We start from the raw sequence: 23,624 nt of genomic DNA, 5'->3' as shown, positions 1-23,624 counted from the left end.
CCTTTCAGATTTGAGCGACCTGCATGGGACGCGAGGCGGGAAGTTGCGGGGCTTTCCGGCGGCGACGGACCGATGCCTCGGCGTAGTAGGTCTCCACTTGCCGGGCGCGATGTTCGGAGGTGTGGTCCGCCAGAACGCGGCGCCGAGCGTTTTCCGCGATCGTGCGCCTTTGCTCCTCGGGCATGTCGCGTAGGATTTCCACGACGTCGCGGGGGCTCGATGCGAGCAGGATTTCCCGCGAAGGCTCGAAGACGGTCTCGATTCCAGGCCACCGGTCCGAGATGACGGGCGTGCCGCACGCGGCCGCTTCGAACAGCCGAACGCTGGGCGAGAAGCCGAGCGCGCGCATGTCGGCGCGGGTGGCGTTTAGCGTAAAGCGTTGCTCTGCGTAAAATCCCGGATGATGTTTGGGCGTGAGGTGCTCGATCCGGGCGACATTGGCGGGCCAGACCACCTCATCGGGATATTGCGCGCCGGCGACGACGAATTGCTCGCGTGAGAGAGTGCGAGCAGGGGCGAGCAGCAACTGCTCCAGAACCGGCTGCCGGTCCTCGCTGTAGGTTCCGAGATAGCCCAGTGCCCATTTCTTCTCCGCGCGTTGCGGCGCGTAGATGTCGGTGTCGGCACTGCAATACAGCACCCGAGCCAGCGGACTGCCATAGTTCTCCTCGATCATGCCGGGCACCGGGCCGCCCGCAAAGGAAAGGTAAAGGTCGAAGCGCGGGATCATCGCCGCGGACAGATAGTCCAGGCCCTGCTCGAGCTTCGCAAGCGTGACAGGCGTGTCGATGTCGTAGAAGGCAGTAATCCCCCGGGCGCGGGTCGTGATCCATTCGGAGATCGCGATGCCGTCGGGCACGTAGGAGCCGATGACCACCAGATCGGCATCCCGGATCATCTTTCCGAAACGCTGCGGGATGTCCTTCAAGGATTGGTAAAGCTCGAAAGTCCAAGCGGAAGGCTTGGCAAGATCACGATGCTCGCGATACCAGGGGACGTCGCGTTCCAGAAACGTGACGTGGTGACCTCGTCGTGCCAGGGCTTCGATCAGGGCGCGATAGGTCGTGGCATGACCGTTGCCCCAGGACGAAGTAACCGAAAGACCGACGACGACGATGGTGAGGTTCATTCTGCTGCCTCGATTCGCGAACTGCTTGCGGCAAAGAGATCGTTGAACTGGCGGGCGCGCTGCCGGTAGGTGTGATGGCTCAGAATGCGCGCACGAGCGCGCGCTGCGATCGCCTGAGCCCGCTCGGGGCGCAGTGCGGCAAGATGCTCTGCGACCTCCGCCCCGCTCGCGGCCACCAGCACCTCGCGATCTGGCTCGAGAAAATGATCAATGCCGTCCCACTGGTCGGTGATCAGGCAGGCTCCGGCACCGATGGCCTCGAACACGCGCGTTGGCGGCGAGAAGCCGTAGCGCGCCATGCTGTCGCGATTGACGTTCAGCGTAGCCAGACCGGAGCCGAAGAACGCGTTGTGGTCGCCGGTCCGGACGTGCCCGACCTTATGCAGATTGGATGGCGTGTCTTTGGAGTCCCACCCCGATCCACCGAGCACGAACGTCTTGTCCGGCAATTGGCGCGCGACGTCGAGAAAGAACCGCTCGACGCGCTGCTCGCGGTCCGGCAGGCGGTTTGCCAGCAAGCTCAGATCGCACGTGAAGTGCGGATTGGGCGGCGCCGGAAAGTGCGTGGCCGGGTCGAGCGCATTGTAGATCGGCACGCAGTCTCGCGCGCCGATGCCGCGATAAGCGAATACGACAGCATCGCCGCCGCCATAGGTCAAAACCATGTCATAAGACCGGATCGCATGGCGCAGATGATGGTCTGGATTGTCCGCCACCGACTCCAGCGTCGCGGGGGCATCGACGTCCCAGTAGATGCGCATTGCATTCGACGGAATTTCGGCGACCGCGTTCTCCAGTTCCCGATCGAAGACGCCGACGCCGCTGGCTTTGACCAGCATGTCGGCCGAGCGGGCGGCTTCCTCAAGCGAGCTACGCCAGCCCTCGGGCGTCGCGGCGTAGACCACCACCTTCGCCCAGTCGGGATCGTCGATGTCGCGATGGGCCTGGCGCTCGAAGGCATCGGGCTCGAAGAATGTGACGTCGTGGCCGAGGGCCGCAATCTCCTTCAGCATGCCGCGGTAATAGGTGGCGGCACCGTTCCAATAGGATGAGACGAGGCTGGATCCGAAGAAGCAGATCTTCATGCGGAGGCTCCGATGTATCGCAGGGGCTGTGTCGCGTGGCCTGTGGCCCGGAGGTCCTGCACGATGCCGACAAGCTGCTCCGCCCGGTGACGGCAGGTGTGACGCTCCTTGATCGTCCGGAGTCCGGTCTCCACCGTGGCTGACCAAAATTCCCGGTCGTCGAGCAGCGCACGAAGCGCCCGCTTCATTGCGGTGCCGTTGGAGGCGCTGAGATAGGCACCTTCCGGGAATAGGCCTTCCGCGTCCGACCAGGGGGCCGAGACCAGTGGAATGCCGCACGCCATCGCCTCGAAGATGCGAATGGTCGGAATGCCCGGTAGCAAGCGGACATAGGGGCCGCGGGGGACGTGGACAGTCGCGCGTGCGCCGGCGAAAGCGATGGGAGCCCAGTGTGCGGGCAGCCAGCCGCCATACCGAATGCCCCCCGCCTGAATGGTCGCGAGGGCTGCGTCCGAATAGCGGACGCCATAGACGCCCGCGCGCAGCTTCAGCTCGGCCACGGGTTCGACCAGAAATTCGTTGAGCTCGGCGCTGCGTTCGCCGTCGCCCCAATTGCCGATCCAGACGACATCGTCGGTGCGCTCGATATGCGGCAGCGGATGATACAGGGCGATGTCGGCCGCCTCGTGCCAGGTGAAGGCTCGGTCCGCCCAGCCGAGCTTCAGATATATTTGGCGAAGGACCTCGCCGAAGGCGAGCACACCGTCGAAGCCGTCGAGGTCGAACTGCGCGAGTTCGTCCGGTGCGCTGACGGCGCGATGATGGGTGTCGTGGAACAGCAACGTGAAGGGCGCGCCGTGAGCCCGTCTCGATCCGATGTCTGCGATCAGATCAGGCGAATTCCATTCGTGGACGATGACGAGATCGGCGCCGTGCAACGCCTCATCGAGATCAAGGGAGGCGTCGTAGCGGCGGATGCCGATGCCGGGAAACAGCCTTGGAATATCCTCCATCGTCTGGCTGCCACCCTCGCGGATCGCATTCAATCGGCTCCAGCCGTCGATCGGCTCGAACACGACGACCTCATGACCGAGCGCGTGAAGTTCGCGGGCATAACCACGCAGGAAATGGGCATTGCCGTTGTTCCAGCAGGAGGTGAAGGTGTGGTAGAACAGAACGCATTTCATGCGCGTACCTCCATGGGGGCGGGCGCGTGATGGACGGCAAGCAGCTCCTCGTAGAGGCTGAGATAGGCGCTCGTGGTTCGGGTCAGCGAGTAGGTCAGGGAATGCTCAAAGGCGGCACGTTGCAGCCGCACCCGCTCGCGATCGTCGGTGCACAGACCTGCGAGCGCTCGATGCAGCGCCTTGCTGTCGGTGGGATCGACGAAGAGCGCGGCCCCGCTCCATAATTCCCTGAAGGTCGAAATGTCTGACAGGACGAGGGCACATCCCGCCGCCGCGGCTTCCAGAACGGAGAGGCCGAACGGCTCATAGAGCGCGGGGCTGGCGAAGATGGCGGCGTGCTGCAAGTGCGCGCGCATGGTTTCGTGAGGCAAATGCCCGAGCCAGGTGACGGAAGGAGAAGGGCACTCATCCGCCGGGCCCGCGACCTGAACGGGCCAGTCCAGCCCAGGCGCTGCAGCCGCCAGGACCTCGATGTTCTTGGCGCGGTCCCAGATCCGGCCCGCCGCAAAGATCACGTCTTGCTTCCGTCCCGCAAAGCCCTGAGGGCCAATTCCATTCCAGATCACGATGCCGCGCGAGCGAGGCCGATAAATTTCCGCAATGTCATCGTGGAAGGACTGGCTGGGACAAACCCAGGCCTGTGCCGTGTCGAGTGCGGCCGTCACCCGTTCGGTGTAGCGGCGCCATTTCGGTTCGCCGAGCCAGCTCGTATCGCGGCAGGCGAGCCCCCAAGAGTTGACGCAGGAATGCGCGACGACCACCACCGGAGCGCGCCAGGCGAAGGTCACCTCGCGAAAACTGTTGAGGTGAATGACGTCAGGCCGGATTCCGGCTTCGAGCTTCGCAAGGACGCGCCTGGCCTGGGCCAGATCTTGTCCTTCCGGGTCTTGCCATTCGAGCGCAAGGTCCGTTTCGATCAGGCGGACCCGCGAGCCACGCAGCATCTCAAGCTGGCCGGCCCGCACGCACGGGCCCATCGTCACCAGGGTGACGTCGGCGCCCTTCGCGGCAAGGGACGAAGCCAGAGATGACGAATAGGTCCAGACGCCACCGACAGTATCGGTCGTCATCAGGATTCTGAGCTGCGAGCTGCGGCTCATGATGCCACCTGCAGTTCGAGAGCCTCGAGCGGGACCGGGCGATCGTTCTGCACGTCGCTGAACTGGTCGAACATCGCGAGATAGTGCCGGTGTGCGCGCTCCCAGGCCAAATCGTCGGGCTCGCCCCACAGCTTTCGATAATCCGGCGAGCCCGGATAGGGATACAGCGGGACCGGATCGTTGGCCCAGATGCCGGCATCCCGCATTGTGCGGCGCCAGCGCTGCACGATGGGGTCATCGTCCTCGGGGACTTCGATCAAATTAGCCTGCACGAAGGGAACGTGACGGCGCGCTTCGACCAGCCGTTCGGCAAGCTGGTCGGTCGTCATCTTGCAGTTCTTGGCGAGCGCGGCGCGCCCTTCGACGGTGAGGCTTTCGATGCCGGCTTCAATCGAGACGCAGCCGGCGCGGCCGAGCAGAGCCAGCATGTCCGGCTTCCAGAGGTCGATGCGGGTCTGCACCCCGAACTTCAGTCCGCGTGTGGTCAGCCCTTCCAGCAGCTCCGCGTTCGGAAGGAAAATCTCGTCGATGAAATAGACATATTCGATGCCATGACGGCGCAGACCGTCGATCTCTTCGAAAACGATAAGGGGGGGCCGCTTGCGGTAGGCGTTGCGAAAGTTCTCCTTGGCGCAGAACGTGCAGTTGTACGGACATCCCCTGGATGATTCGACCTCGGCGCCTGGCGCCTGCGGCTCGGCTTCGAAGCGGTGATGGTGATGGTGGTGTCGCCGGATCATCTCCTCCGGCCAGTCGAGCGGCGGCTGATCCTTGAACGCGACGGCCTGCGGGCCGCCATTGACGCGGAGCGATGCGCCATCGGCAAAGCACAAGCCCGGAAAGTCCCGTTCGCCATTGGCTAGACGCAGCAAGGACGCCTCGCACTCGCCCATCACGACGATGTCGGTGCCGAGCTTTCGAAGCGCCGCCCTTGGCACGGTCGAGCCATGGGGGCCCACCGCGATGAGGATCGGAGCCAAGTCGCGCACCGCCATCGCAAGCTCCTGCGGAACGCGGAGCTCGGGAGGGGCGCAGCGCCAGAACAGATAGGTCGGCGCTGTCGTGATGACGATCTGGTCGGGGCCGAACGCGCGCAGCTCGGCTTCGATCTCGGTGAGAGAAAGGTCAAACATGTGGGCGTCGAGCAGCAGCGTCTTGTGCCCGGCCGCCTTCAGGTAGTGCTCGGAGATCCCCAGTTCGAGCGGAAGGTGAGGCGATCGGCAGCCAAAATAGATGCTGCCGCCAAAGTCCCAGTTTGGGTTGATGAGGGCAACACGCGTCATGCGAGCGCCTCGCGGTTGTCTTGTGACGATCCGAACCGGCCGTCCAGCCAGGTGTGAAGGGATCGGAGTCCGTCTGCGAATGAAATCTGAGGTGCCCAGCTGAGCGCGCTGGAGAGCGCGCGCGTGTCGGTGACATACCAGGGCTGATCGCCGGGCCTCCAATCGGCAAAGCGATAGGCCACCTTGCGGCCGGTCAGATCGGTGATGCGCTCGATCAATTCCAGAAGACTGATCGCGTTCGCCGGACCGCCGCCGAGGTTGAATACGCGTCCACGGGCGAGCGCGATGCCATCGAGCACGGCGAGCCAGGCCGAGGCCGCGTCGGAGACGTGAAGCGCATCGCGGACCTGATGGCCGTCGCCATAGATCGTCAGCTCTTTGCCGCGGATGGCGCTCAGCAGGAAATGCGCAATCCAGCCCTGATCCTCCGTGCCGAATTGACGGGGCCCATAGATACAGCTCATCCGCATCACCACGGTCTGGAGGCCGTAGACCCGCGCATAGTCGTGAACGTATTGATCCGCCGTTCCCTTGGAGCATCCATAGGGGCTGTAGAAGTCGAGCGGCGCATTTTCCGAGATGCCGGCGGCGAGCAGCCCGCTTGTCGGCGTGTAGCGGCGGCCGGTGAGCGCGATGTCGCCATCGTCGATCAGGCGTCCGTAGACCTTGTTGGTCGAGGCGAACACGATCGGCGCGGTGCTGTTTTGAAGCCGCACGGCTTCGAGCACGTTCAATGTGCCACGCGCGTTGATCTCGAAATCGGCGACCGGATCGCTCACGCTGTCGGTGACGGCGACCTGGGCGGCCAAGTGCAGCACGGCGCGGGCTTCGCGTACGGCGTCGATCACCGGGATCGGCTCGCGAATGTCGGCCACGGTGATCGTGACCCGCTCGCCATGGCGGGACTTCAGCCACTGCGCGTTCTCCCGTACGCCGGCGCGGGCGAGATTATCCAGGATCAGCACCGGCTCGCCGCGCTCCGCGAGGCGGTCGGCGAGGTTGCAGCCGATAAACCCGCATCCGCCGGTGATCAGGACGGGTCTGTTGTCTCGTTCACTCATCACGCGACCAATCCTCGTTGCTGCAGCTCCCTGGTGGCTCGCTCCGCCTGATCGTCAGCGATCTGGTCGGCGAGATATTCCGCCAGCTCTTCGAGCCCGTCCTTGAATGCGACGCGAGGCTCGAAGCCGAGCACGTCGCGGGATTTTTCCATGTCGGCGAAGCAGTGCCGGATGTCCCCGGCGCGATATTTCCGCGTCAGCTCGGGTGCAATGTCGCGGCGCCCCATGACTTCGGCCAGATGCTCCGCGACCGCCAGAATGGTGCGACTCTGACCCGAGCCGACGTTGAAGACGTCCTGCGCATGCTCCGCCTCCAGCGCCATCCGGCAGGCGCGGGCGACGTCATGGACATGGACGAAGTCGCGGCGCTGCCGGCCATCCTCGAACACGAGGGGAGGACGGCCGTTGAGCAGCCGGGCGGCGAAGATGGCCAGTACGCCGGTATACGGATTGGACAGGGCCTGACGTGGCCCGAACGCATTGAAGAAGCGTAGCGCCACCGTCGGAATGCCATACGCCTTGCCTGTGATCAGGCACATGCGCTCCTGCGCATATTTGTTGAGCGCATAGATTGAGCTCAGCGAAGGCTGCTTTGTCTCCGGCGTAGGGACGGGATCGAGCGGGTTGCCAGCGGCATCGCGCAGCTCCCAATCGCCGCGGCGAAGCTGCTCGACCGCCCGCTCCTCGCAGGCGACCACGCTCTGATCGGCGCTCCGGTAAAGGCCCTCGCCGTAAATACTCATGGACGAGGCCACCACGAGCCGCGCGACCGGGCGCTTGGATAGTGCCTGCAACAGCACGGCGGTACCGAGCTCGTTGGTTCTGACGTAGGGTTCGATGTCATACATGCTCTGGCCGACGCCGACTGCTGATGCGAGATGCAGGACCATGTCGGTGCCGCGCAACGCATGATCGACCGCGAGAGCGTCGGTGACGTCACCGACGACGAGCTCCGCGTCTTTGGCAAGATAGGCGGGACGCTGGCGGTTGCCTCCGTGGACCTGCGGCGAGAGATTGTCGAGCAGGCGGACTTCGTAGCCGGCCGCGAGCAGCGCGTCCGCGGCATGCGATCCGATGAATCCCGCACCTCCAGTGATCAATACTCGCGTCATTCACCGCTCCGTGCCGCCGTGAGATCGATCCTGCGGGATCAATCCGTGATGAGAATGAAAGCGCGCTGCTGTTCTGGTCGAGCGACCGGCGCGCCAGTCACATTTGGAATTAGAAGCGGTGCAAGGAATGTTCGTTCCTGCGAAACCTACAAACGAAAATTTCTCTAACCTGGATCAATAACCCAGGTGAATCTGCGCGGTGCAGCGGGCTAAAAATACACGCCGTGACCCGGCGCCTGCAGCTCGAGATGGCTCGCGACCGTCGCGCCGATGTCCGCAAATCCGGCGCGCTTGCCGATCGGAGAAGTTAACCGCGCGCTCCACGCCAAAACCGGCACTTGTTCCCGCGTGTGATCGGTACCGCTCCAGGTCGGATCGCAACCATGATCGGCCGTGATGATCAGGAGATCATCCTCGCGCAGGCGGTTCAAAAGATCCGGAACTCGCGCATCGAAGGCTTCGAGCGCCGCTGCATAGCCTGCCACATCTCGGCGATGGCCGTACAGCGTGTCGAAATCGATGAAATTGGCGAACAACATCCCGCCCTCCGCGAGAGAGGCCAGCCCATCAAACGTGGCATCGAACAGCGCTTGGTTGCCATCGCCGCGCAGGTTCCTCCCGGTGCCGCGATGGGCGAAGATGTCGTCGATCTTGCCGATCGTTACGATGTCACGGCCTGCGCTCTCGGCAAGATCGAGGATCGTTCGCTCCGGCGGCGGGACGGAGAAGTCCTTCCTGTGCGCTGTTCGCTTGAAGTCACCTGCCGACGTGCCGATGAAGGGGCGTGCGATGACGCGCCCGATGTTGAGGGGGTCGACCAGTCGGCGTGCAACGCGGCAGACCTCATAGAGGGGTTCGAGACCGAACGTCTCCTCGTGCGCTGCGATCTGAAACACGCTGTCGGCCGATGTATAGCAGATCGGTTCGCCCGTTCTGATGTGACGCTCGCCGAATTCGGCGATGATCTCCGTGCCGGAGGCGTGACAGTTCCCGAGGATGCCGGGCACTCGAGCCTGTTCGCACAGGCTCTCCGTCAGGTCGCGCGCGAAGCATGGCTTGGTTCTTGGAAAATAGCCCCAGTCGAATGGCACCGGCACGCCGGCGATCTCCCAATGGCCCGAGGGCGTGTCCTTGCCTTTGGAGATCTCGCTCGCGCAGCCAAATCGCGCATGCTCAGTTGGGCCATCGAGCCCCGGCGGCACGCGCCCGGTGGCGAGACAGCAAGCCTGGCCAAGGCCGAGCGCAACCAGATTGGGAAGCTGAAGCGGCCCCTCCCGGTGCGGTCCGTCGGCATTGCCGGCCATGCACATCTCGGCAATGTGGCCGACGGTATCGGCACCCTCGTCGCCGTAATTGATGGCATCGGGCGCGGCGCCGATCCCGACGGAGTCCATCACCAGGATCACGGCACGCATGTCGGCTCCGAGATGGCCGGGCGCGAAGACGCTGCGGACGGCGCGAGCCCCGTTTTCGCGCAATAGCGTTCGACCATCTGCGCGCAGAAATCGGCGAACTCGTTCACGTCGAGCGGCGGGCTGGTGTGATGAGGCTCGATACCCCGATGTTCCGGGGTGAAGCAGAACGTCACCGTGACCTGAAACTCGGCCAGCGCGTCCATCTGCCGATCGAACCAGTCGAGCGCATTGGGACGGAAGCTGTCGGCCCAGGACAGGCCAGTCCTGAGATGCTGCACGCCCAGCCGGCGCATCCAGCGCACGGCGTCGTCGAGGCGGTGGTCCTCGAAGTGAAACCACTGGCACAGGCCCATCGCAGGTGCATATTGGGCGAACAGGTCCGCCGAGGCTTTCGACGTTCCGTCCTCGCGTAGCAGGCCCATGTGAAAATGCCTGTAGTAGGATGAACCTTCAGCCTCCTTGTGCCGGGTCGTGGCCTCCCAACTCGAAGGCAGATCGTAGAGGCTGTACCAGTGAATGCGCGGAGCGCGGCCGATCAACAACTCCGCCGTTCGGGTCAGGCCCCAAGCCTGCACCTCCTCGGCGCCGAAAGACGAGACTCCCACCTCCGTGACCCAGACCGGCAGCGAGGTGACCGCCTTGATCTCGTCGATCTTGGCCGGCCATTCCGCGATCTGCCACAGGTTCCAGTCCAGCGGAAAGCCGTGCACGGCTACGGCATCGACATGATCGAGCACGCCGCGCGCCTGCATGTTGCGCATGAAGGACGGATCGATCGGCGATATGCCGCCAAGCACACGTGGGAGTGTAGGATGCGCGCTGCGGATCGCCTTTCCGGCAGCGAGCGCCAGGCTCGCGAACATGGTCCAATCCGGATCGATCAGGATGTCCCAGTGCGACTTGTTGTTGGGCTCGTTCCAGATCTTGGCGGCTTCGATCATCGGCCAGTCTCCCGCAACGGATAAACCGGACCTTCCGCCTGCGGCCTTGTCACCCGTTTGCAGAGATAGACTTCCTCTTCCGGATGCGCCGCGATCGCAAAGCCGGCGCTGCGCAGCATGGCTTCGGCGCAGGCGCGGTTCGGCACCCACCAATTGGTGGGGTCGTCGGCATATTTGTTCTCGATGAAGTGCAGCTTTGGATAGCCCGGGGAATCGAACTGATCGGTGGTCCAGAAGTCGTAGTTCTTGTCGAGGGAATCCACGCGGCTGTCGCCGCGCTGCATCGACTGGAACAGCAGGAGATCGCCAGCCACGTGCTCGTGGATCAGGTCGAGTGCCAGCAGAGGGTGCCGCAGGTGGTAGAGCACGCCCATGAAGATCACGAGATCAAATTTTTCGCGCAGCTGGCCGACATCGTAGGCTGACATCTTGCGGAATTCGATCCTGAGCCCGTTCACCTCGGCCGCGAAGCGGGCTTGCGCGAGATATTCGTCGTCGGTGTCCAGGCCGAGGACGCGCTCGGCGCCGCGCCGCTTCATCTCCATGGCGTAGAAACCGGCATTGCAGCCGATATCGAGCACGGTCTTGCCTTCGAGGCGGTCGGGAATGATCCCGGAAAAGCGGCGCCATTTCACGTTGGGATAGTCGCCGAGAAAGTGTGAAGGCGCTGTCGGCACGCCGTTCAGGTCCAGATTGTGAAACCATGGCCCGAGCGCATCGACGCGCTGGCGGATTTCCTCGCGGGAGAGGGCGCCTCTGCTCATGCGGTCACTCCATTGTTCATTGCGGAGGCAGGGCGGATTGCCTCCGGCGAACCGCCGGCCAGCAGTCGAGAGCGTCCGTTCCCGGCGGAGCTTTCCGCGAGCAACGCCATTGCCGTCCGGTAGCCGTCGATGGTGCCGACGTCGACATAGGATTCGCCGGCCTTGACGCCGAGACCCTGGCCGCCGCCCGCGATGTAGGCATTGACGAGCGTCCCGAAATATTCATCGCGGCGGTCGCGCTTTGTCCACAGCGACTGGAGCTCGCGAAATCCGTTGCCGGACATTTTGAAGGCGCCCCATATCCATTTTGACGCCGCATCCGGCTGCTTGACCTGGATCTCCGTCACGCGATCGCCGTCGAGCACGACGGCATCGAAGAACTCGGGATGTTCGACCGGAAACAGCAGAAACGACAGGTCGGCGGCCGGCAACGTCTGCAGGGCCGCCTTTGGGAACCATACGGTATCCGGAAGTCCGACCAGGACGTCTTCGTCGTGGCCAACGACCGTGCCCGCCCTGAACACGGCATCGCACAGTCCCAACGCATCGGGCTGCACGACATAGGCGAGCTGGGCGCTGCCATAATGATCGCCGAAATATTCGAGGATGTCCGATTTGCCGGGGGAGATCACGAAGCAGATCTTGTCGGCGCCCCCAAGGATCAGCCGCTCCAGCAGATATTCGGAGACGGCGCACGGACGGTCGATGCCGTCGTCCCGTTGGCTTCCGACCGGAAGCAACTCCTTGGAGAAGGCGAGCGGCTGGATGCGGCTGCCGCGGCCCGCGGCCGGAACGATGCCCCACATGATCAGGCCTCCTCGGGTTGCTGTCGGCGCGCGCCGAGCGATGCCGTCTGCTCGAGCAGCCAAATCAGTTCGGCTGCGCGCTTGTCGGATGTGTGCTGATCCATGGTCCGTTCATAGGCGCGCCCGGCAATGTGCTGAAGCTCGGCGTCGGCCATCGTCAACGCAGCAAGCGTGTCCTTCGCATCGCATGCGATCAGGATCTCCTGCCCAGGTACAAAGAATTCATCGAGTCCCGGCCAGTCGTCGCTGAGCAGCGGGGCCTTGCAGGCAGCGGCTTCGAACAGGCGGCCGGAGGGGCACCAGCCCATCTCCGCCATGGCCCGCCGCGTGACGTTGAGTGTCAGCCGGGACGACGCAAAGAACGACGCGTGCTCCGACGGCGGCAAGTGCTGCACGAAGTAGATGTTTGGCGACCAGGGAAAATCTTCCGGGTATTGTGCACCCCCGATCAGGAAGCGCAGATCCTGCCTGTTACGTGCGGGTTCGACGAACAGAGCCTCGAGCGCGCGCTGGCGATCCTGCGAATATGTGCCGAGATAGGACAGATCCGCACGGTAATGCGGCTGCGACGGCACCGGCCGATGGATGTCCGTATCGACGTGTCCGTAGAGCGGGCGGACGTTGCAGGCGCCGAGCCTGTCGCGAAATTCGTTGCAGATGCGGGAACCGCCGGTGAAGCTCAGGACCAGGGCGAAATCCCGCAGGCCGCGCGGCCCGATATAGGGAACGGCCTCGCCGGCCATCAGCTTCGCCAGCGTGACCGGCGTGTCGAGGTCATAGAACACGGGCACCGCACGACCCTCGGACAGGACAAGCTCTGTCGCGGCGATCGCGTCGGGACAATAGGACGTTATGATCGCGACATCTGCATCACGGATTTCGCTCCGCGCCAAAGGCAGCACATCGTCCCAGTTCCAGAACAGTCGCAATTGCCCGCCGGGCAGTTCGTGCAAATCCCGCGCGCCCGCGTAGTAGGGCACGTCGCGCTCGAAAAAGACGACGCTGTGGCCGGCTCGCGCGAGATGCTTGCAAAGCCCTCGCCACAGGGTGGCGTGACCGTTGCCCCAGGACGAGGAAATTGTCAGGCCGAAAATGACGATCTTCACGCTGGCACCCGCTGATTGATCCCGGTGATCTTGAGTCCGCGATTGTCCACGCTGAGGGTGCTGACGCTGCCGGGGTCGATCTCGATCGAGAGGAAGTCGTCGAGCTCTTTCCGGGAATAGTGCAGCAGCGCCGCGCGGATCGGTTCGGCATGGCTGACGGCGACGACGACGGTGCCGCTACCATGATCGTTGCGCAGCTGCTCCAGATGGGCGACGACGCGCTTCTGAAGCGACCGCATGCTTTCGCCGCCCGGCGGGCGGTTCGTTCCGCGTTGTTCGTTCCAGTGCAACCAGCGGGGATCCCGGGCGAGTGCCTCGAAGGACAGTCCGGTCCATTCGCCGTAGTCAAGCTCGTCGAGTGCCGGCACGATCTCGACCGGCAAGCCGAAGCGCGCCGCCAGGATGCAGGCCGACTGCATGCAGCGCCGCTGCGGGCTCGACTGAACCATGCTCGGCGGCGGCCTGAAGGTATCGGCGCATCGCGCGATTTCCTCGCAGCCGAGATCATCGAGCTCCACGCCCTTCATCCGGCCACAGAGCGTGCGGCCGAGCAGGGCATGATGCCCGTGGCGGATCAGATGAATGATCTTCGCCATCAGGTGTACGCCTTGTCGTCGATGAAGGCGCGCGTTCGCCGTCCGGCCTCTTCGTCCGTGAACTGCTGAGGCGGCGACTTCATGAAATAGCTCGATGGGCCCGTCAGCGCGCCGGCCTGCCCGCGGTCCATGGCGAGCTTGGCGCAGCGGACCGCGTCGATCACGACACCCGCCGAGTTCGGGGAGTCCCAGACTTCGAGCTTGACTTCCGCGCTCAAGGGAACACCGCCGAACGTGGTGCCCTCCAGGCGGATAAAGGCCAGCTTGCGGTCGGTCAGCCACGGCACATGGTCGCTCGGGCCGACATGGATATTGTCGGCATCCATGGGCACGTCGAACTGGCTGGTTACGGCCTGGGTTTTGGAGATCTTCTTTGATGTCAGCCGCTCGCGCTCGAGCATGTTCTTGAAATCGGTGTTGCCGCCGACGTTGAGCTGGTAGGTTCTGTCCAGCCGCACGCCGCGTTCGCGGAAGAGATTGGCGAGCACACGGTGCAGAATGGTGGCGCCAACCTGGCTCTTGATGTCGTCGCCGACGATCGGCAGGCCTGCATCCTCGAAACGCCGCCGCCAGTCGGGATTCGAGGCAATGAAGACCGGGATGCAATTGACGTAACCGCAGCCGGCCTCGATCGCGCGCGCGGCGTAAAATTCGCTCGCACGCTGCGAGCCGACGGGAAGATAGGACACAAGCACGTCCGTGCGCGAGGTCGCGAGCACTTCGGAGACGTCGGCTTCCGGGACATCCGCAATCGGCACGTCGTCCTTGAGATAATGGCCGACGCCGTCCATGACAGGGCCGCGTTGGACCATGACGCCGGTGGGCGCGACGTCGGAGAAGCGGTGCGTGTTGTTCGGCGTTGCGAAGATCGCCTCGGCCACGTCGCGTCCGACCTTGCCGGCATGGACGTCGAAGGCTGACGCGACCTGAATGTCGCTGATGTGGTAGCCGCCGAGATCGGCGTTCATGAGCCCAGGCACCGGCTCATTCGATTTGGCGTCCCGGTAATAGGAGAGCCCTTGAACGAAGGAGCTCGCACAATTGCCGACACCGACGATGCCGACGCGCACGCGCCGCCTGTCCTGAAGACGAGAATGCATGGATCGAGGCCCTCCGGAAGACGTGCAGCGTTAAGGCATGCAGTGTTGAAGAGATGCAGTGTTGACGTAAGTACGTCGGCGAACGTGGGGAACGTATGTTCGTTCCTGAACTCACGGCACTATGTCCGCCTCACGCCGGATTCCGGCCGAAAAAATCTCGCGTGCTTAACCTGGGATAGAATCCCGGGCAGGTTGGTGGGAACGAAAAGCTTCCATGATGAAGATGAAGAAGATGATGCTTTGAGAGAGTCCGGCCTACGAAAGAACAAATGCTCGCGCCCGGCGTTCACGGCGAAACAGTCCGACGCGAGGGCCGATCCGTCGCTCGCTCCTTGTCAGCAATCGAGGTGTCACATGTCATCCAAATCACAAACCAGCGAAGCCCAGCAGACCAACAGCCATGATGTGATCCGGAAATGGGCGGAGGAGCGCGGCGGAAAGCCTGCGACGGTCAAGGCTACGGAGGAGGACGGACACGCCGGTATCCTGCGCATCGATTTCGATCCGCCCGATGAAGGTCTCGACCGGATCAGCTGGGACGAATTCTTCGCCAAGTTCGACGAGGCCGGCATTGCCTTCCTCCATCAGGACCAGACCAAGGACGGTAAGCCGAGCCGCTTTCACAAATTCGTGCGGCGCTAGTTGGATCACCACGTGTCGGGCAGCTGGACCGAGGCGATGCGGGCAGGCGATTTCGAACGCGCCTGGACGATCAATGACCGCGATCTGGCAATGCTTGCGTATCCACCCAAGCACACCGGGCCGCGTCACCTGCAGCGGATCTGGCGGGGTGAGGAACTGAGGGGCAAGGATGTGCTGGTCCGCTGCTACCACGGACTCGGCGATACCATCCAGTTCCTGCGCTTCATGCGGCCGCTTCGTGACGTCGCGCGCCGCGTCACGGTCTGGTGCCAGGGCGAGCTTCTGCCGCTGGTCGAGCGAGCGGCTGGCGTCGATCGGGCCTTCGCGCTCCATGATGGTGCACCTGAGGTCGACTTCGAGGTCGATATCGAGATTATGGAGGTGCCGCATGCCATAAGGGCGAGGCGAGAGCAGGTCGAAATGCGCGCACCTTACCTGTCGTTGCCGACCAAGATCGAACCAGCGCTCCCGCAAGACCGAGGTCTCGAACTCAGGGGCCTTGCCGTGGGCCTGGTTTGGGAAGTCGGCAATTGGGACAAGCGGAGGACCGTTCCGCCATCCCTGTTGGGACATCTTGCCGTTCCCGGCGTGACGCTCTGCTCACTGCAACGGGGGGCCCGAACGTGCGAACTGGCCGAGATCGGCGCGAGAGACGTCAGCACGCCTGACGTTACGGTTCTCGGTCATCTCCTCCAGCGGCTCGATCTCCTCATTTGCGTTGACACCATGGTCGCCCATCTCGCGGGAGCGCTCGGCTGTGACGCGTGGGTGTTGTTGCATGCGGATTGCGACTGGCGCTGGCCGTCATCCGAGGCCCATTCCCTTTGGTATCCGAGCCTGCGGCTGTTTCATCAGAGGACACCGGGCAATTGGGATGATGTCCTCGGAGAGGCGCGGGAGGCTCTGATTGCACGTTCCGCAAGTCTCCAAGGTGTCGTCCGAAAGGAGCTCAAGCGAGCGCAAGGTCCGCCGTAAGTGGCCTGAGACGCGAGGACGACGCATCGTCGCGGCTGGACGAAATGCCCAGGTAAGTCGGATCGAATCTTGCGAGCCGCACGAGTCCCTGCCAGTCCGTGATCGTTACCGTCTTACCCTGCCATTGCAGGAGATTGCATCGTCGCAGTTCCTGAATCGTGCGGTTGGCGTGGACCGGGGAGATGCTGCATGCTGCCGCAAGGTCCGATTGGGTGAAGGGTGACGGCAGCCTGAAATCTCTCGCCAAGCCGACGCTTTGCAGCCGGGTGGTGATCTCGCACAGCAGATGCGCCACGCGCGTCAATGCATCACGGCTACCCAGGTTCACTGTCCAGTTGCGCTGAATGGCGTGTGTGGTGAGCAGCATCAGCAGCAATGCGCGAGACATCGCGGGCGAACGCGCGGACAAATCGTGAAAGAAGCGGTGTGGCACGAGAGCGACGATGGCAGGGCCGAGCGCGATCAGGTTGCCGTCAACGCGAGGACGATAAAGCGTGTGCAGATCGGCGATGTCACCGGGAACATGGATTGACGTGATCTGCCCGTCCGCACTCTCTGCATCCTGCCACGACAGATATCCCTGAAGGAGCAGGCAGCACTGGGTGGCATCATCGCCATGCCGCAAAACGGCCTGACGCGAACCGAGATGCGCGATTGTGCTTGCCATGTCCGCGAGCAGGTGGAGATCGTCGGCCGTTACGGGAGTGAGGCTCGCCAACCGGTCGGCGAGCTTGGAGAACGCAAATCCTGCCTGCATTGGTCGCCTAATAACTCAGAACCCGTCCCCAATCTGATCGATGAGAACGACAGAGCGCATTAAACTTTGATAGTTTCACTCCATACGGGTGATTGTTTGTCTGCCCAGCGAGCGCCAGGAAACAACAAGTAGGCGGCACCATCGGCGCCCGGGCATCACGTCTGCGTCGATGACGAGGTGCTTCTCCCGGTTCGGCGTGGCCTCGGCGATCCGCGGATAGCCCCTGAACAGTCAAGCGGTTCCGGAACAGCTGACGGCGCAGACGATCGTCCTCACGGATTAGACGATTCGGGAACCGGAAGCGCGAGCAGCGCTCAAGATGGTTGTTCCCAGTTCGATCGGGGGAGCATCAGCCGCAGCATCTGTGTTCTCGCGCCGGGATCCGCGATGATCGCGCTAGTCATGCTCATACTGTTCCGAGAGAAACTGATTGATCGCGTCGAAGGCCTGCAACCGGTTCTTCTCCAGCAGGACCATGTGCGTGCCTTCGCCGATCTCGACCCATCGCCGATATCGCGGGTTTGTGCGCACTGAAATCGGCGTGCGTGACGCGTGCCCGTGCTCCAGGTCCACGCCGAGGGCACTGGAACGTGCCTATCAGCTGGTCACATGCTCCGCTGTGCGAGATAGACAAGAGGTGCGATTCCGACCGTCCAGGGCCGGTTTTGACCCGCTACGGCTCTCGCCGCGACGGCGACGCATCATTTCCTGATCGTCCCCCTATGGAGGCAGGTTCTGAAACTTGACGCGTGCGCAATCAATTGCGTTGTCAGCGTTGCCGCCATCGCGCAGGCGCCAGGCCGAATTCACGCCTGAACGCCCGGCTGAATGCTTCTCCGGATCCGTAACCCACTTCCTCTGCGATTTGGTCGATCGGCTTGCGTGTTTCTCGTAGGCTCACCTTGGCTGCCTGAAGCCGCCAGATGGTCAGATACCGGATTGGTGGCACCCCGATCAGGGTTGTGAAGCGGTCGACGAAGGCGCTCCGCGACATCGAGACTTCTCTCGCAAGGGACTCCGCGGACCACGGCAGCCCGACGTTATGATGAATGGAGGCGAGCGCGCGTCCGATTTGCGGATCGGCAATCCCCTTCAGCCATCCTCCATCTTGATCGGTGTATGTCACGGAATACTGGCGCATCGCCTCTACGAACAGCAGTTCGGAAAGCCGAGACATCAGGTTTGACGAGGCGAACCTGCCGGCCGTCAGTTCGCCGGCTGCATATCGCACTGAAGCCTCGATCCAGTCGCGTGCGACCCCCTCGCGAATGTCGAGCTTCAGCACTCTTGGCAGGGCCGCGATCAACGGATTATAGGTTTCCTCGCTGCCGAGAAAACCGCACACGATTTGCGCCGGCTCACCGCCTCCGCCGTGCATAATTTTTGCAAGCCCCCCATCCGGTGACGGCTGAATGAGATGACGCGCGTTTGTCGGTACCAGACCCGCGTCGCTGGCGAGTGTATGAACATCGTTTCTCGGCAGCAGTACGATCTCGCCGGCCCGCACCTCGACTGTAGGTTCGCCGTCGACGCTGAGCAGAAATTTTCCGGCGATGACGAAGTGGTAAGCGATCAGCAGCGAGGGCTTGACCGCGAAGGTCACGCAGTCCTCAGCGACGATCTGCGTATGGACGCTCCACGGCGCGGTGAACCGCGCATCCAGAAAAATGCCGCCGGTCAGGCGAACCGATCGAAGCACTTCAGATAGCGGATCGATCATTAGGCTAATCTCAGATTTGGACGATCGGTCAACTGATCCGGCTGGGCGATCATTCACCGTGGCGGTCCCCGCGCTTATACGGGGCTCATGAATGAACTGCCAAGCAACCGATTCCTCCACGTTTCCTTGAGACGCTGTCCAGACGGTCAGGCGGACGCGGAACCGGTTGCGGAAGAATGGAAAAGCGGGACGCCACGACGGGGTTCTGGATGGCAACCCAGCAGACGGATATCTCGATCATGAGCATCGCGCAGGCTACCGCAACCGTCACGCCGTATATCGATTTCTGGAACGCGGTACTGGCTCCGAAATTCAATGCGTGGCGGCACATCCTCGCCGGCGGCCTTCACCTGCATAGCGCTAAAGTATTCCCGTCGCTGCCGATCAGAGCCGGCGACAGGGCCCTGGATGTGGGATGTGGCTGGGGCGACACCGCAATTGAACTTGCGCGGCGCGTCGGACCGACCGGATCCGTCCTCGGCCTCGATTGCTGCAATGCCTTCCTCGACGTCGGCCGCGCAGATGCGAAGGAGGCAGGGGTGACCAATCTCAGCTTTCTCGAAGCGGATGTTCAGACCCATCCGTTCGAGCCGGTACATGATTTTTGCTTCTCTCGCTTTGGAACCCAGTTCTTCGAAAACCCAACGGCTGGCTTGAGCAACATGCGATTTGCGCTCAAGCCGGGTGGACTGATGACGATGGTCGTCTGGCGCGAACGGGCGGACAATCCGTGGCTTACACTGTCGAAGGAGGTTCTGCTTCGCTACCTGCCTCCCATCAGGGAAGACGCCGCAACCTGCGGCCCCGGACCGTTTTCCATGACCGATCCCGAGGCCGTGACCCGGCAACTGATGATTGCCGGCTACGGCGACATCAGGTTCGAACGGATCGATGCCGAAGTCCTGGTCGGGCGAGATCTCGACGAAGCGGTCGCGTTTCAGCTCGCGATCGGTCCCGCGGGGGAGGTTTATCGGGAAGCCGGCCCGAAGGGTGCTCGTCTGTTTGATACGCTGGTGGCGGCCTTGAAGGACGAGTTGAAACAATTCGTCCGCCTGAAGGCGTGATGATGAATTCGAGCTCTTGGATGGTCACCGCGCAGAATCCGGGATTACCGCCGCGGCCGGGCGGTGAGGTACCCGCGCCGGTCGCCGCTCGAAATATCTTCACTGTAAGCACCTTCGCCGCCGCTGCCGATCGGACCATCGATGCAAAAAAACTTGAACTCTCTGGGAGAAGATTGATGGCAGGTCTGATTGCGGTCCTCTACGGGACTGCCGCTTACGGTGTGACGCTGATCGCGTTGCTCTATCTCATTGGCTTCACCGGGAATCTGGTCGTTCCAAAGTCTATCGATTCCGGGGCCATTGGTCCGGTTCTGCCAAGCATTGTCATCGATGTGCTGCTAATCGGAGTGTTCGCGATCCAGCACAGCGTGATGGCGCGTCAGGGCTTCAAGCGCTGGTGGACGCGGATCGTGCCGGCTTCGGTCGAGCGCAGCACCTACGTGCTGTTCGCCAGCTTTGCGCTGCTGTTGCTGTACTGGCAGTGGCAGCCGATCCCCACGCCGGTCTGGACCGTGAACCACCCGATCGCGGCGGGGGCGATCGACGCCGTCTTCTGGCTGGGTTGGGTCGTGCTGGTGGCCAGCACGTTTTTTCTCAATCATTTCGAGTTGTTCGGCCTCAGCCAGGTGTTCATGCGCCTGTTCGGTAAACAACCCTCCGAAGCCAAATTCCGCACGCCGTTTCTCTACCGGTATGTCCGCCATCCGATCTATCTCGGCATCCTGCTCGCAGTCTGGGCCACGCCTGCGATGACGGTCGGTCATCTGCTCTATTCGCTTGGCGTCACCGCCTACATCCTGATCGGCATTCAGTTGGAAGAGCACGATCTGATCGACCAGTTCGGCGACCGGTACCGCCGCTACCGCCGTCACGCGGCCATGCTCGTCCCGTTTTCACGCCGAAGCTTCGCCGCGTCCCAGGACGCCGACGTCTGACCCGAGACGCTCGTCAAGACAGGCCAATCAGTCCGCAAGCAGGGGTGGATTCAAGCGGCGCGGCGTCCGGTCGCAGCCGGATCGACACGGCCAGGGCGGCGTGCGCATCGCGTTCTGATCAACTCATTTCCAACCTGAAGCGTCCGGCCAAGAGGATCACCGATCGCAGTGACCATCCTCCATTTGAAGGATGGCCGATATTCCCCGCGGCTCCGGAAGGACACGATCAAAATGATTTGAGCGCGATACCGGCTCGCTATCAGCGGAAAAGCTTAAAGTTGTCTCACAGCTATCCTCACACCGGGGGCGCGTCTTCGAATGAATAGGGTTTCACATCCGCGGTCGGTCTCGGAATCGTCGAGAGGCAATTCAGATGATCAGCAGCAACTGAGCGATCTGATCAGCGTCATCTACGATGCCGCCATCGATCCCTCTCGTTGGGAGGACGCCATCGTCAGCATCGTGCAATTCGTTGGCGGCGCAGCAGGCGGGCTGTTCTGCAAGGACCTCGGTGTCCAGCACGCCACGGTGCCCCATCGCTTTGGATTTGACGTGCCGTTGCGGGTCGAACTCTTTCGGCAGATTTATTCCTCCGCGGAGGGGCACTTTCTCGGTGACCTCGAGCAGCCGATCGCGACGACAGATTTGATGTCTTTCGCAGCACTCACCCAGAGTGAACTATACCGGCAGTGGGCCGAGCCCCAGGGGCTTGTCGATTTTGTCAGCGCGGTTGTCGACAGGACCACGGTCAGCACAGCTATTTTCGGGGTCTTCCGCCACCGGCGAAATGGGATCGTCGACAAGCACGCGCGCCGGCAAATGAGGCTGATCGCGCCGCATGTCAGGCGTGCCGTCGTGATCGGCAAGATGTTCGAGTTCAAGGCCGCTGAACTCGCGACGTTCGTTGACACGTTGGACGGGCTCGGTGCTGGCATGTATCTCGTCGATCCCGGTGGACGTCTCATTCACGCCAATACGGCCGGCAATGCCATTCTCGACGCTCGTGATATTCTGAGTTCCGTGGGCGGGCGGCTGGTCGCCAGCGATCCTCACGTCGACCGCACCCTGCGAGATGTCTTCGCCACCGCGGGGCAGGGCGATGCCGCACTTGGTATAAGGGGCATCGCGTTGCCGCTGACCGGCAGGGAGGGCGACCGCTATGTGGCCCATGCATTGCCCCTCACGTCAGGCGCGCGACGGCGTGCTGGTATTGTTTACACCGCCACGGCGGCCTTGTTCGTTCGCAAGGCGTCGCTGGCGGTTGCTTCTGTTCCCGGAGCCATCGGTAGCGCGTTCAAGCTGACGCCGACCGAACTCCGCGTGTTGCTGGCCATCGTCGAGGTCGGTGGCGTTCCTGAGGTCGCTATGGCGTTCGGGGTCGCCGATAGCACGGTTAGGACGCATGTCAGCCGGTTGTTTGAAAAAACAGGCACCGCGCGCCAGGCGGATCTCGTCAAGCTGGTTGCAGGCTATACGACGCCCCTGGCGGGATAGGAGAGAGGGCGCTCATTGCAGCACCCAGAAGCAGCAAATATTTGCGCGCTCCTCGCACATTCGCAGGACGACACCCAAGCAGTGGTTGTTCAGGATGGCATGCGTCCGGCCAGCATGCAGTGGGGTAGGTGATCAGGCGTCCCTGCCTCGCCGCATCTGGACAGGACTTGGGAGCGCAGCATGTCCATTGAAGTCGAGGGCACGGTTTCTGCGGCGGGGCACGGACGTCAAGCAGGGGCGGCGGCGCGCAGAATAGTGATTTGTGCCCTGGCGGCGACAGGCATCCTTGCGACCAACATCTTCTTGCCTTCGCTGCCGGTAATCGCGGCCGATTTGCATGTATCCAGCGCGGCGGTCACGTCGGCCTTCACGATCTTTCTGGCGATTTTCGCCATAGGGCAATTGATTGCCGGCCCGCTGTCGGACCGGTTCGGGAGACGCATGCCGATTCTGATAGGGCTCGGAATTTTCATCGCCGGTACGATCTGGTGCGCTTTCGCGCGCGATCTATCGAGCCTGCTGATCGGCCGATCGATGCAGGCTTGCGGCGCATGTGCGGCTTCGGTGCTTTCACGTGCGATCGCCCGGGATCTGTTCGATGGCCAGGCACTTGCAAAGGTCATGGCCTCGATCACAATGGCAACCGCGGCCGCCCCAGGCTTTTCACCGCTGCTGGGGAGTGCGCTCGATCTATTCTTTGGCTGGCGCTCGGAATTTGCCTTTGTCGCGGCCTTCGCGCTCTGCACGGCTTTGGCCTATGCGACCTTCGTCGGCGAAACCAATGACGGCGCGCGTCGTTCTCTGAACCCGCTCAAAATTGCCGGCTCCTATCTGGAGCTTGTTCGGGATCGCCGGTTCGTTGCGCCTGCTAGAACCGCTGGACTGGTGATGGCCGGTCTATTCGCGATTTTCTCCAGCGCGCCGCGGGTGCTGCTCGAATCGTTTGGATTCTCGCCAATCACACTTGGTCAGCTATTTGCGGGAGTCGTCTTCTTGGTCTCTGCGGCCGGCATGCTGGCGCCTAGGCTATCGGCGCGGGTTGGTTCCTGCCGTGCGACGTCGGTCGGTTTGGGATTAACCGTCCTCGGAGGCGTCGGGCTGCTTTGCGCGGTGCTGCTCACGAACGGCGCGCTGCTGCCATTTCTGTTAGCGGCTTCCGTCTTTCTGTTCGGCGTCGGAGTGGTGAGCCCGCTGTCGAGCGCGGCAGCGCTGTCGCCGTTTGGCAGCAAGGCCGGTATCGCCGCAGCCCTGTTCGGATTCTCGCAAATGGCGGGCGCTGCATGCGGTGCCTCTCTCGCGGCGATTGTCGCCAGCGATCCGGCCGTCGGGCTAGGAATCGTGCTGACAGTAACGTCGCTCGTGGCGGTTATCCTTCACGAGCGGCGCTAATCTGAGGTGGATCTTGCCGAGAA

Annotated in this window: 23 protein-coding genes; 6 read left to right on the top strand and 17 right to left on the bottom strand. The window is 62.8% G+C overall.

The features are described from left to right. Positions 1–4: 4 nt before the first annotated feature. From IVB19_RS27145 to IVB19_RS27080, 14 genes are all read right to left on the bottom strand, one after another. The gene (locus IVB19_RS27145; RefSeq protein ID WP_247820135.1) at positions 5–1,129 is read right to left on the bottom strand and encodes a CgeB family protein; all 1,125 of its coding nucleotides are present in this window, start codon (positions 1,127–1,129) and stop codon (positions 5–7) included. Further along, on the bottom strand, positions 1,126–2,214 hold the full coding sequence (locus IVB19_RS27140) for a CgeB family protein (protein ID WP_247820134.1): 1,089 nt from the start codon (positions 2,212–2,214) through the stop codon (positions 1,126–1,128). Before IVB19_RS27140 ends, IVB19_RS27145 begins: the two co-directional genes overlap by 4 nt. Further along, complete coding sequence (locus IVB19_RS27135; protein WP_247820133.1) at positions 2,211–3,341, bottom strand: CgeB family protein; 1,131 nt, start codon at positions 3,339–3,341, stop codon at positions 2,211–2,213. Before IVB19_RS27135 ends, IVB19_RS27140 begins: the two co-directional genes overlap by 4 nt. Further along, entirely contained in the window at positions 3,338–4,441 is a 1,104-nt protein-coding gene (locus IVB19_RS27130) for a glycosyltransferase family 4 protein (RefSeq protein ID WP_247820132.1), read from the bottom strand. Before IVB19_RS27130 ends, IVB19_RS27135 begins: the two co-directional genes overlap by 4 nt. After that, entirely contained in the window at positions 4,438–5,724 is a 1,287-nt protein-coding gene (locus tag IVB19_RS27125; protein ID WP_247820131.1) for a TIGR04295 family B12-binding domain-containing radical SAM protein, read from the bottom strand. Before IVB19_RS27125 ends, IVB19_RS27130 begins: the two co-directional genes overlap by 4 nt. Continuing rightward, positions 5,721–6,785: an NAD-dependent epimerase/dehydratase family protein gene (locus IVB19_RS27120; protein WP_247820130.1), complete on the bottom strand. Its 1,065-nt coding sequence runs from the start codon at positions 6,783–6,785 to the stop codon at positions 5,721–5,723. Before IVB19_RS27120 ends, IVB19_RS27125 begins: the two co-directional genes overlap by 4 nt. After that, positions 6,785–7,897 carry an NAD-dependent epimerase/dehydratase family protein gene (locus IVB19_RS27115; RefSeq protein WP_247820129.1) on the bottom strand — a complete coding sequence of 371 codons (1,113 nt, stop codon included), beginning with the start codon at positions 7,895–7,897 and terminating at the stop codon, positions 6,785–6,787. Before IVB19_RS27115 ends, IVB19_RS27120 begins: the two co-directional genes overlap by 1 nt. A gap of 209 nt (positions 7,898–8,106) precedes the next feature. Next, entirely contained in the window at positions 8,107–9,312 is a 1,206-nt protein-coding gene (locus tag IVB19_RS27110) for a phosphopentomutase (protein WP_247820128.1), read from the bottom strand. Further along, the gene (locus tag IVB19_RS27105) at positions 9,300–10,253 is read right to left on the bottom strand and encodes a glycoside hydrolase 5 family protein (RefSeq protein WP_247820127.1); all 954 of its coding nucleotides are present in this window, start codon (positions 10,251–10,253) and stop codon (positions 9,300–9,302) included. Before IVB19_RS27105 ends, IVB19_RS27110 begins: the two co-directional genes overlap by 13 nt. After that, the gene (locus IVB19_RS27100) at positions 10,250–11,017 is read right to left on the bottom strand and encodes a TIGR04290 family methyltransferase (protein WP_247820126.1); all 768 of its coding nucleotides are present in this window, start codon (positions 11,015–11,017) and stop codon (positions 10,250–10,252) included. Before IVB19_RS27100 ends, IVB19_RS27105 begins: the two co-directional genes overlap by 4 nt. Then, positions 11,014–11,823 (bottom strand): nucleotidyltransferase family protein, encoded by an 810-nt coding sequence (locus IVB19_RS27095; protein WP_247820125.1) that lies wholly within the window; start codon positions 11,821–11,823, stop codon positions 11,014–11,016. The genes IVB19_RS27100 and IVB19_RS27095 overlap by 4 nt, the downstream gene beginning before the upstream one ends. 2 nt (positions 11,824–11,825) lie before the next feature. Beyond that, positions 11,826–12,929, bottom strand: a complete 1,104-nt coding sequence (locus IVB19_RS27090) for a CgeB family protein (RefSeq protein WP_247820124.1) — start codon at positions 12,927–12,929, stop codon at positions 11,826–11,828. Beyond that, positions 12,926–13,525 carry a histidine phosphatase family protein gene (locus tag IVB19_RS27085; RefSeq protein WP_247820123.1) on the bottom strand — a complete coding sequence of 200 codons (600 nt, stop codon included), beginning with the start codon at positions 13,523–13,525 and terminating at the stop codon, positions 12,926–12,928. Before IVB19_RS27085 ends, IVB19_RS27090 begins: the two co-directional genes overlap by 4 nt. Continuing rightward, positions 13,525–14,625: an inositol-3-phosphate synthase gene (locus IVB19_RS27080; protein WP_247820122.1), complete on the bottom strand. Its 1,101-nt coding sequence runs from the start codon at positions 14,623–14,625 to the stop codon at positions 13,525–13,527. Before IVB19_RS27080 ends, IVB19_RS27085 begins: the two co-directional genes overlap by 1 nt. Positions 14,626–14,979: 354 nt before the next feature. On the opposite strand from IVB19_RS27080, the gene IVB19_RS27075 reads away from it, so the two are divergent. Both IVB19_RS27075 and IVB19_RS27070 read left to right on the top strand, forming a co-directional pair. Then, entirely contained in the window at positions 14,980–15,267 is a 288-nt protein-coding gene (locus tag IVB19_RS27075) for a hypothetical protein (RefSeq protein ID WP_247820121.1), read from the top strand. A 12-nt stretch (positions 15,268–15,279) separates the two neighbouring features. Continuing rightward, positions 15,280–16,242, top strand: a complete 963-nt coding sequence (locus IVB19_RS27070) for a glycosyltransferase family protein (RefSeq protein ID WP_247820120.1) — start codon at positions 15,280–15,282, stop codon at positions 16,240–16,242. Here the strand turns inward: IVB19_RS27070 and IVB19_RS27065 are convergent. The 3 genes from IVB19_RS27065 to IVB19_RS27055 form a co-directional block, all read right to left on the bottom strand. Continuing rightward, positions 16,217–16,999 carry a Crp/Fnr family transcriptional regulator gene (locus IVB19_RS27065; RefSeq protein ID WP_247820119.1) on the bottom strand — a complete coding sequence of 261 codons (783 nt, stop codon included), beginning with the start codon at positions 16,997–16,999 and terminating at the stop codon, positions 16,217–16,219. The two genes, IVB19_RS27070 and IVB19_RS27065, sit on opposite strands and share 26 nt — an antisense overlap. Before the next feature lie 396 nt (positions 17,000–17,395). Further along, a complete protein-coding gene (locus IVB19_RS27060) occupies positions 17,396–17,572 on the bottom strand; it encodes a hypothetical protein (RefSeq protein WP_247820118.1) in 177 nt (58 codons plus the stop codon). Positions 17,573–17,768: 196 nt separating this feature from the next. Further along, positions 17,769–18,719, bottom strand: coding sequence for an AraC family transcriptional regulator (locus tag IVB19_RS27055; RefSeq protein ID WP_247820117.1), 951 nt, complete (start codon positions 18,717–18,719; stop codon positions 17,769–17,771). 176 nt (positions 18,720–18,895) lie between these two features. On the opposite strand from IVB19_RS27055, the gene IVB19_RS27050 reads away from it, so the two are divergent. From IVB19_RS27050 to IVB19_RS27035, 4 genes are all read left to right on the top strand, one after another. Continuing rightward, positions 18,896–19,783 carry a class I SAM-dependent methyltransferase gene (locus IVB19_RS27050; RefSeq protein ID WP_247820116.1) on the top strand — a complete coding sequence of 296 codons (888 nt, stop codon included), beginning with the start codon at positions 18,896–18,898 and terminating at the stop codon, positions 19,781–19,783. A gap of 176 nt (positions 19,784–19,959) precedes the next feature. Next, a complete protein-coding gene (gene mddA, locus IVB19_RS27045) occupies positions 19,960–20,718 on the top strand; it encodes a methanethiol S-methyltransferase (protein WP_247821709.1) in 759 nt (252 codons plus the stop codon). 318 nt (positions 20,719–21,036) lie between these two features. Next, entirely contained in the window at positions 21,037–22,212 is a 1,176-nt protein-coding gene (locus IVB19_RS27040; RefSeq protein WP_247820115.1) for a helix-turn-helix transcriptional regulator, read from the top strand. A gap of 180 nt (positions 22,213–22,392) precedes the next feature. Next, positions 22,393–23,601 (top strand): multidrug effflux MFS transporter, encoded by a 1,209-nt coding sequence (locus tag IVB19_RS27035; RefSeq protein WP_247820114.1) that lies wholly within the window; start codon positions 22,393–22,395, stop codon positions 23,599–23,601. Positions 23,602–23,624: the final 23 nt, after the last annotated feature.

This window comes from Bradyrhizobium sp. 187, assembly GCF_023101005.1.
Lineage (GTDB): Bacteria > Pseudomonadota > Alphaproteobacteria > Rhizobiales > Xanthobacteraceae > Bradyrhizobium > Bradyrhizobium canariense_D.
The sequence above is the reverse complement of the archived record's forward strand: the minus strand, read 5'-3'. Positions and strand labels throughout refer to the sequence as shown.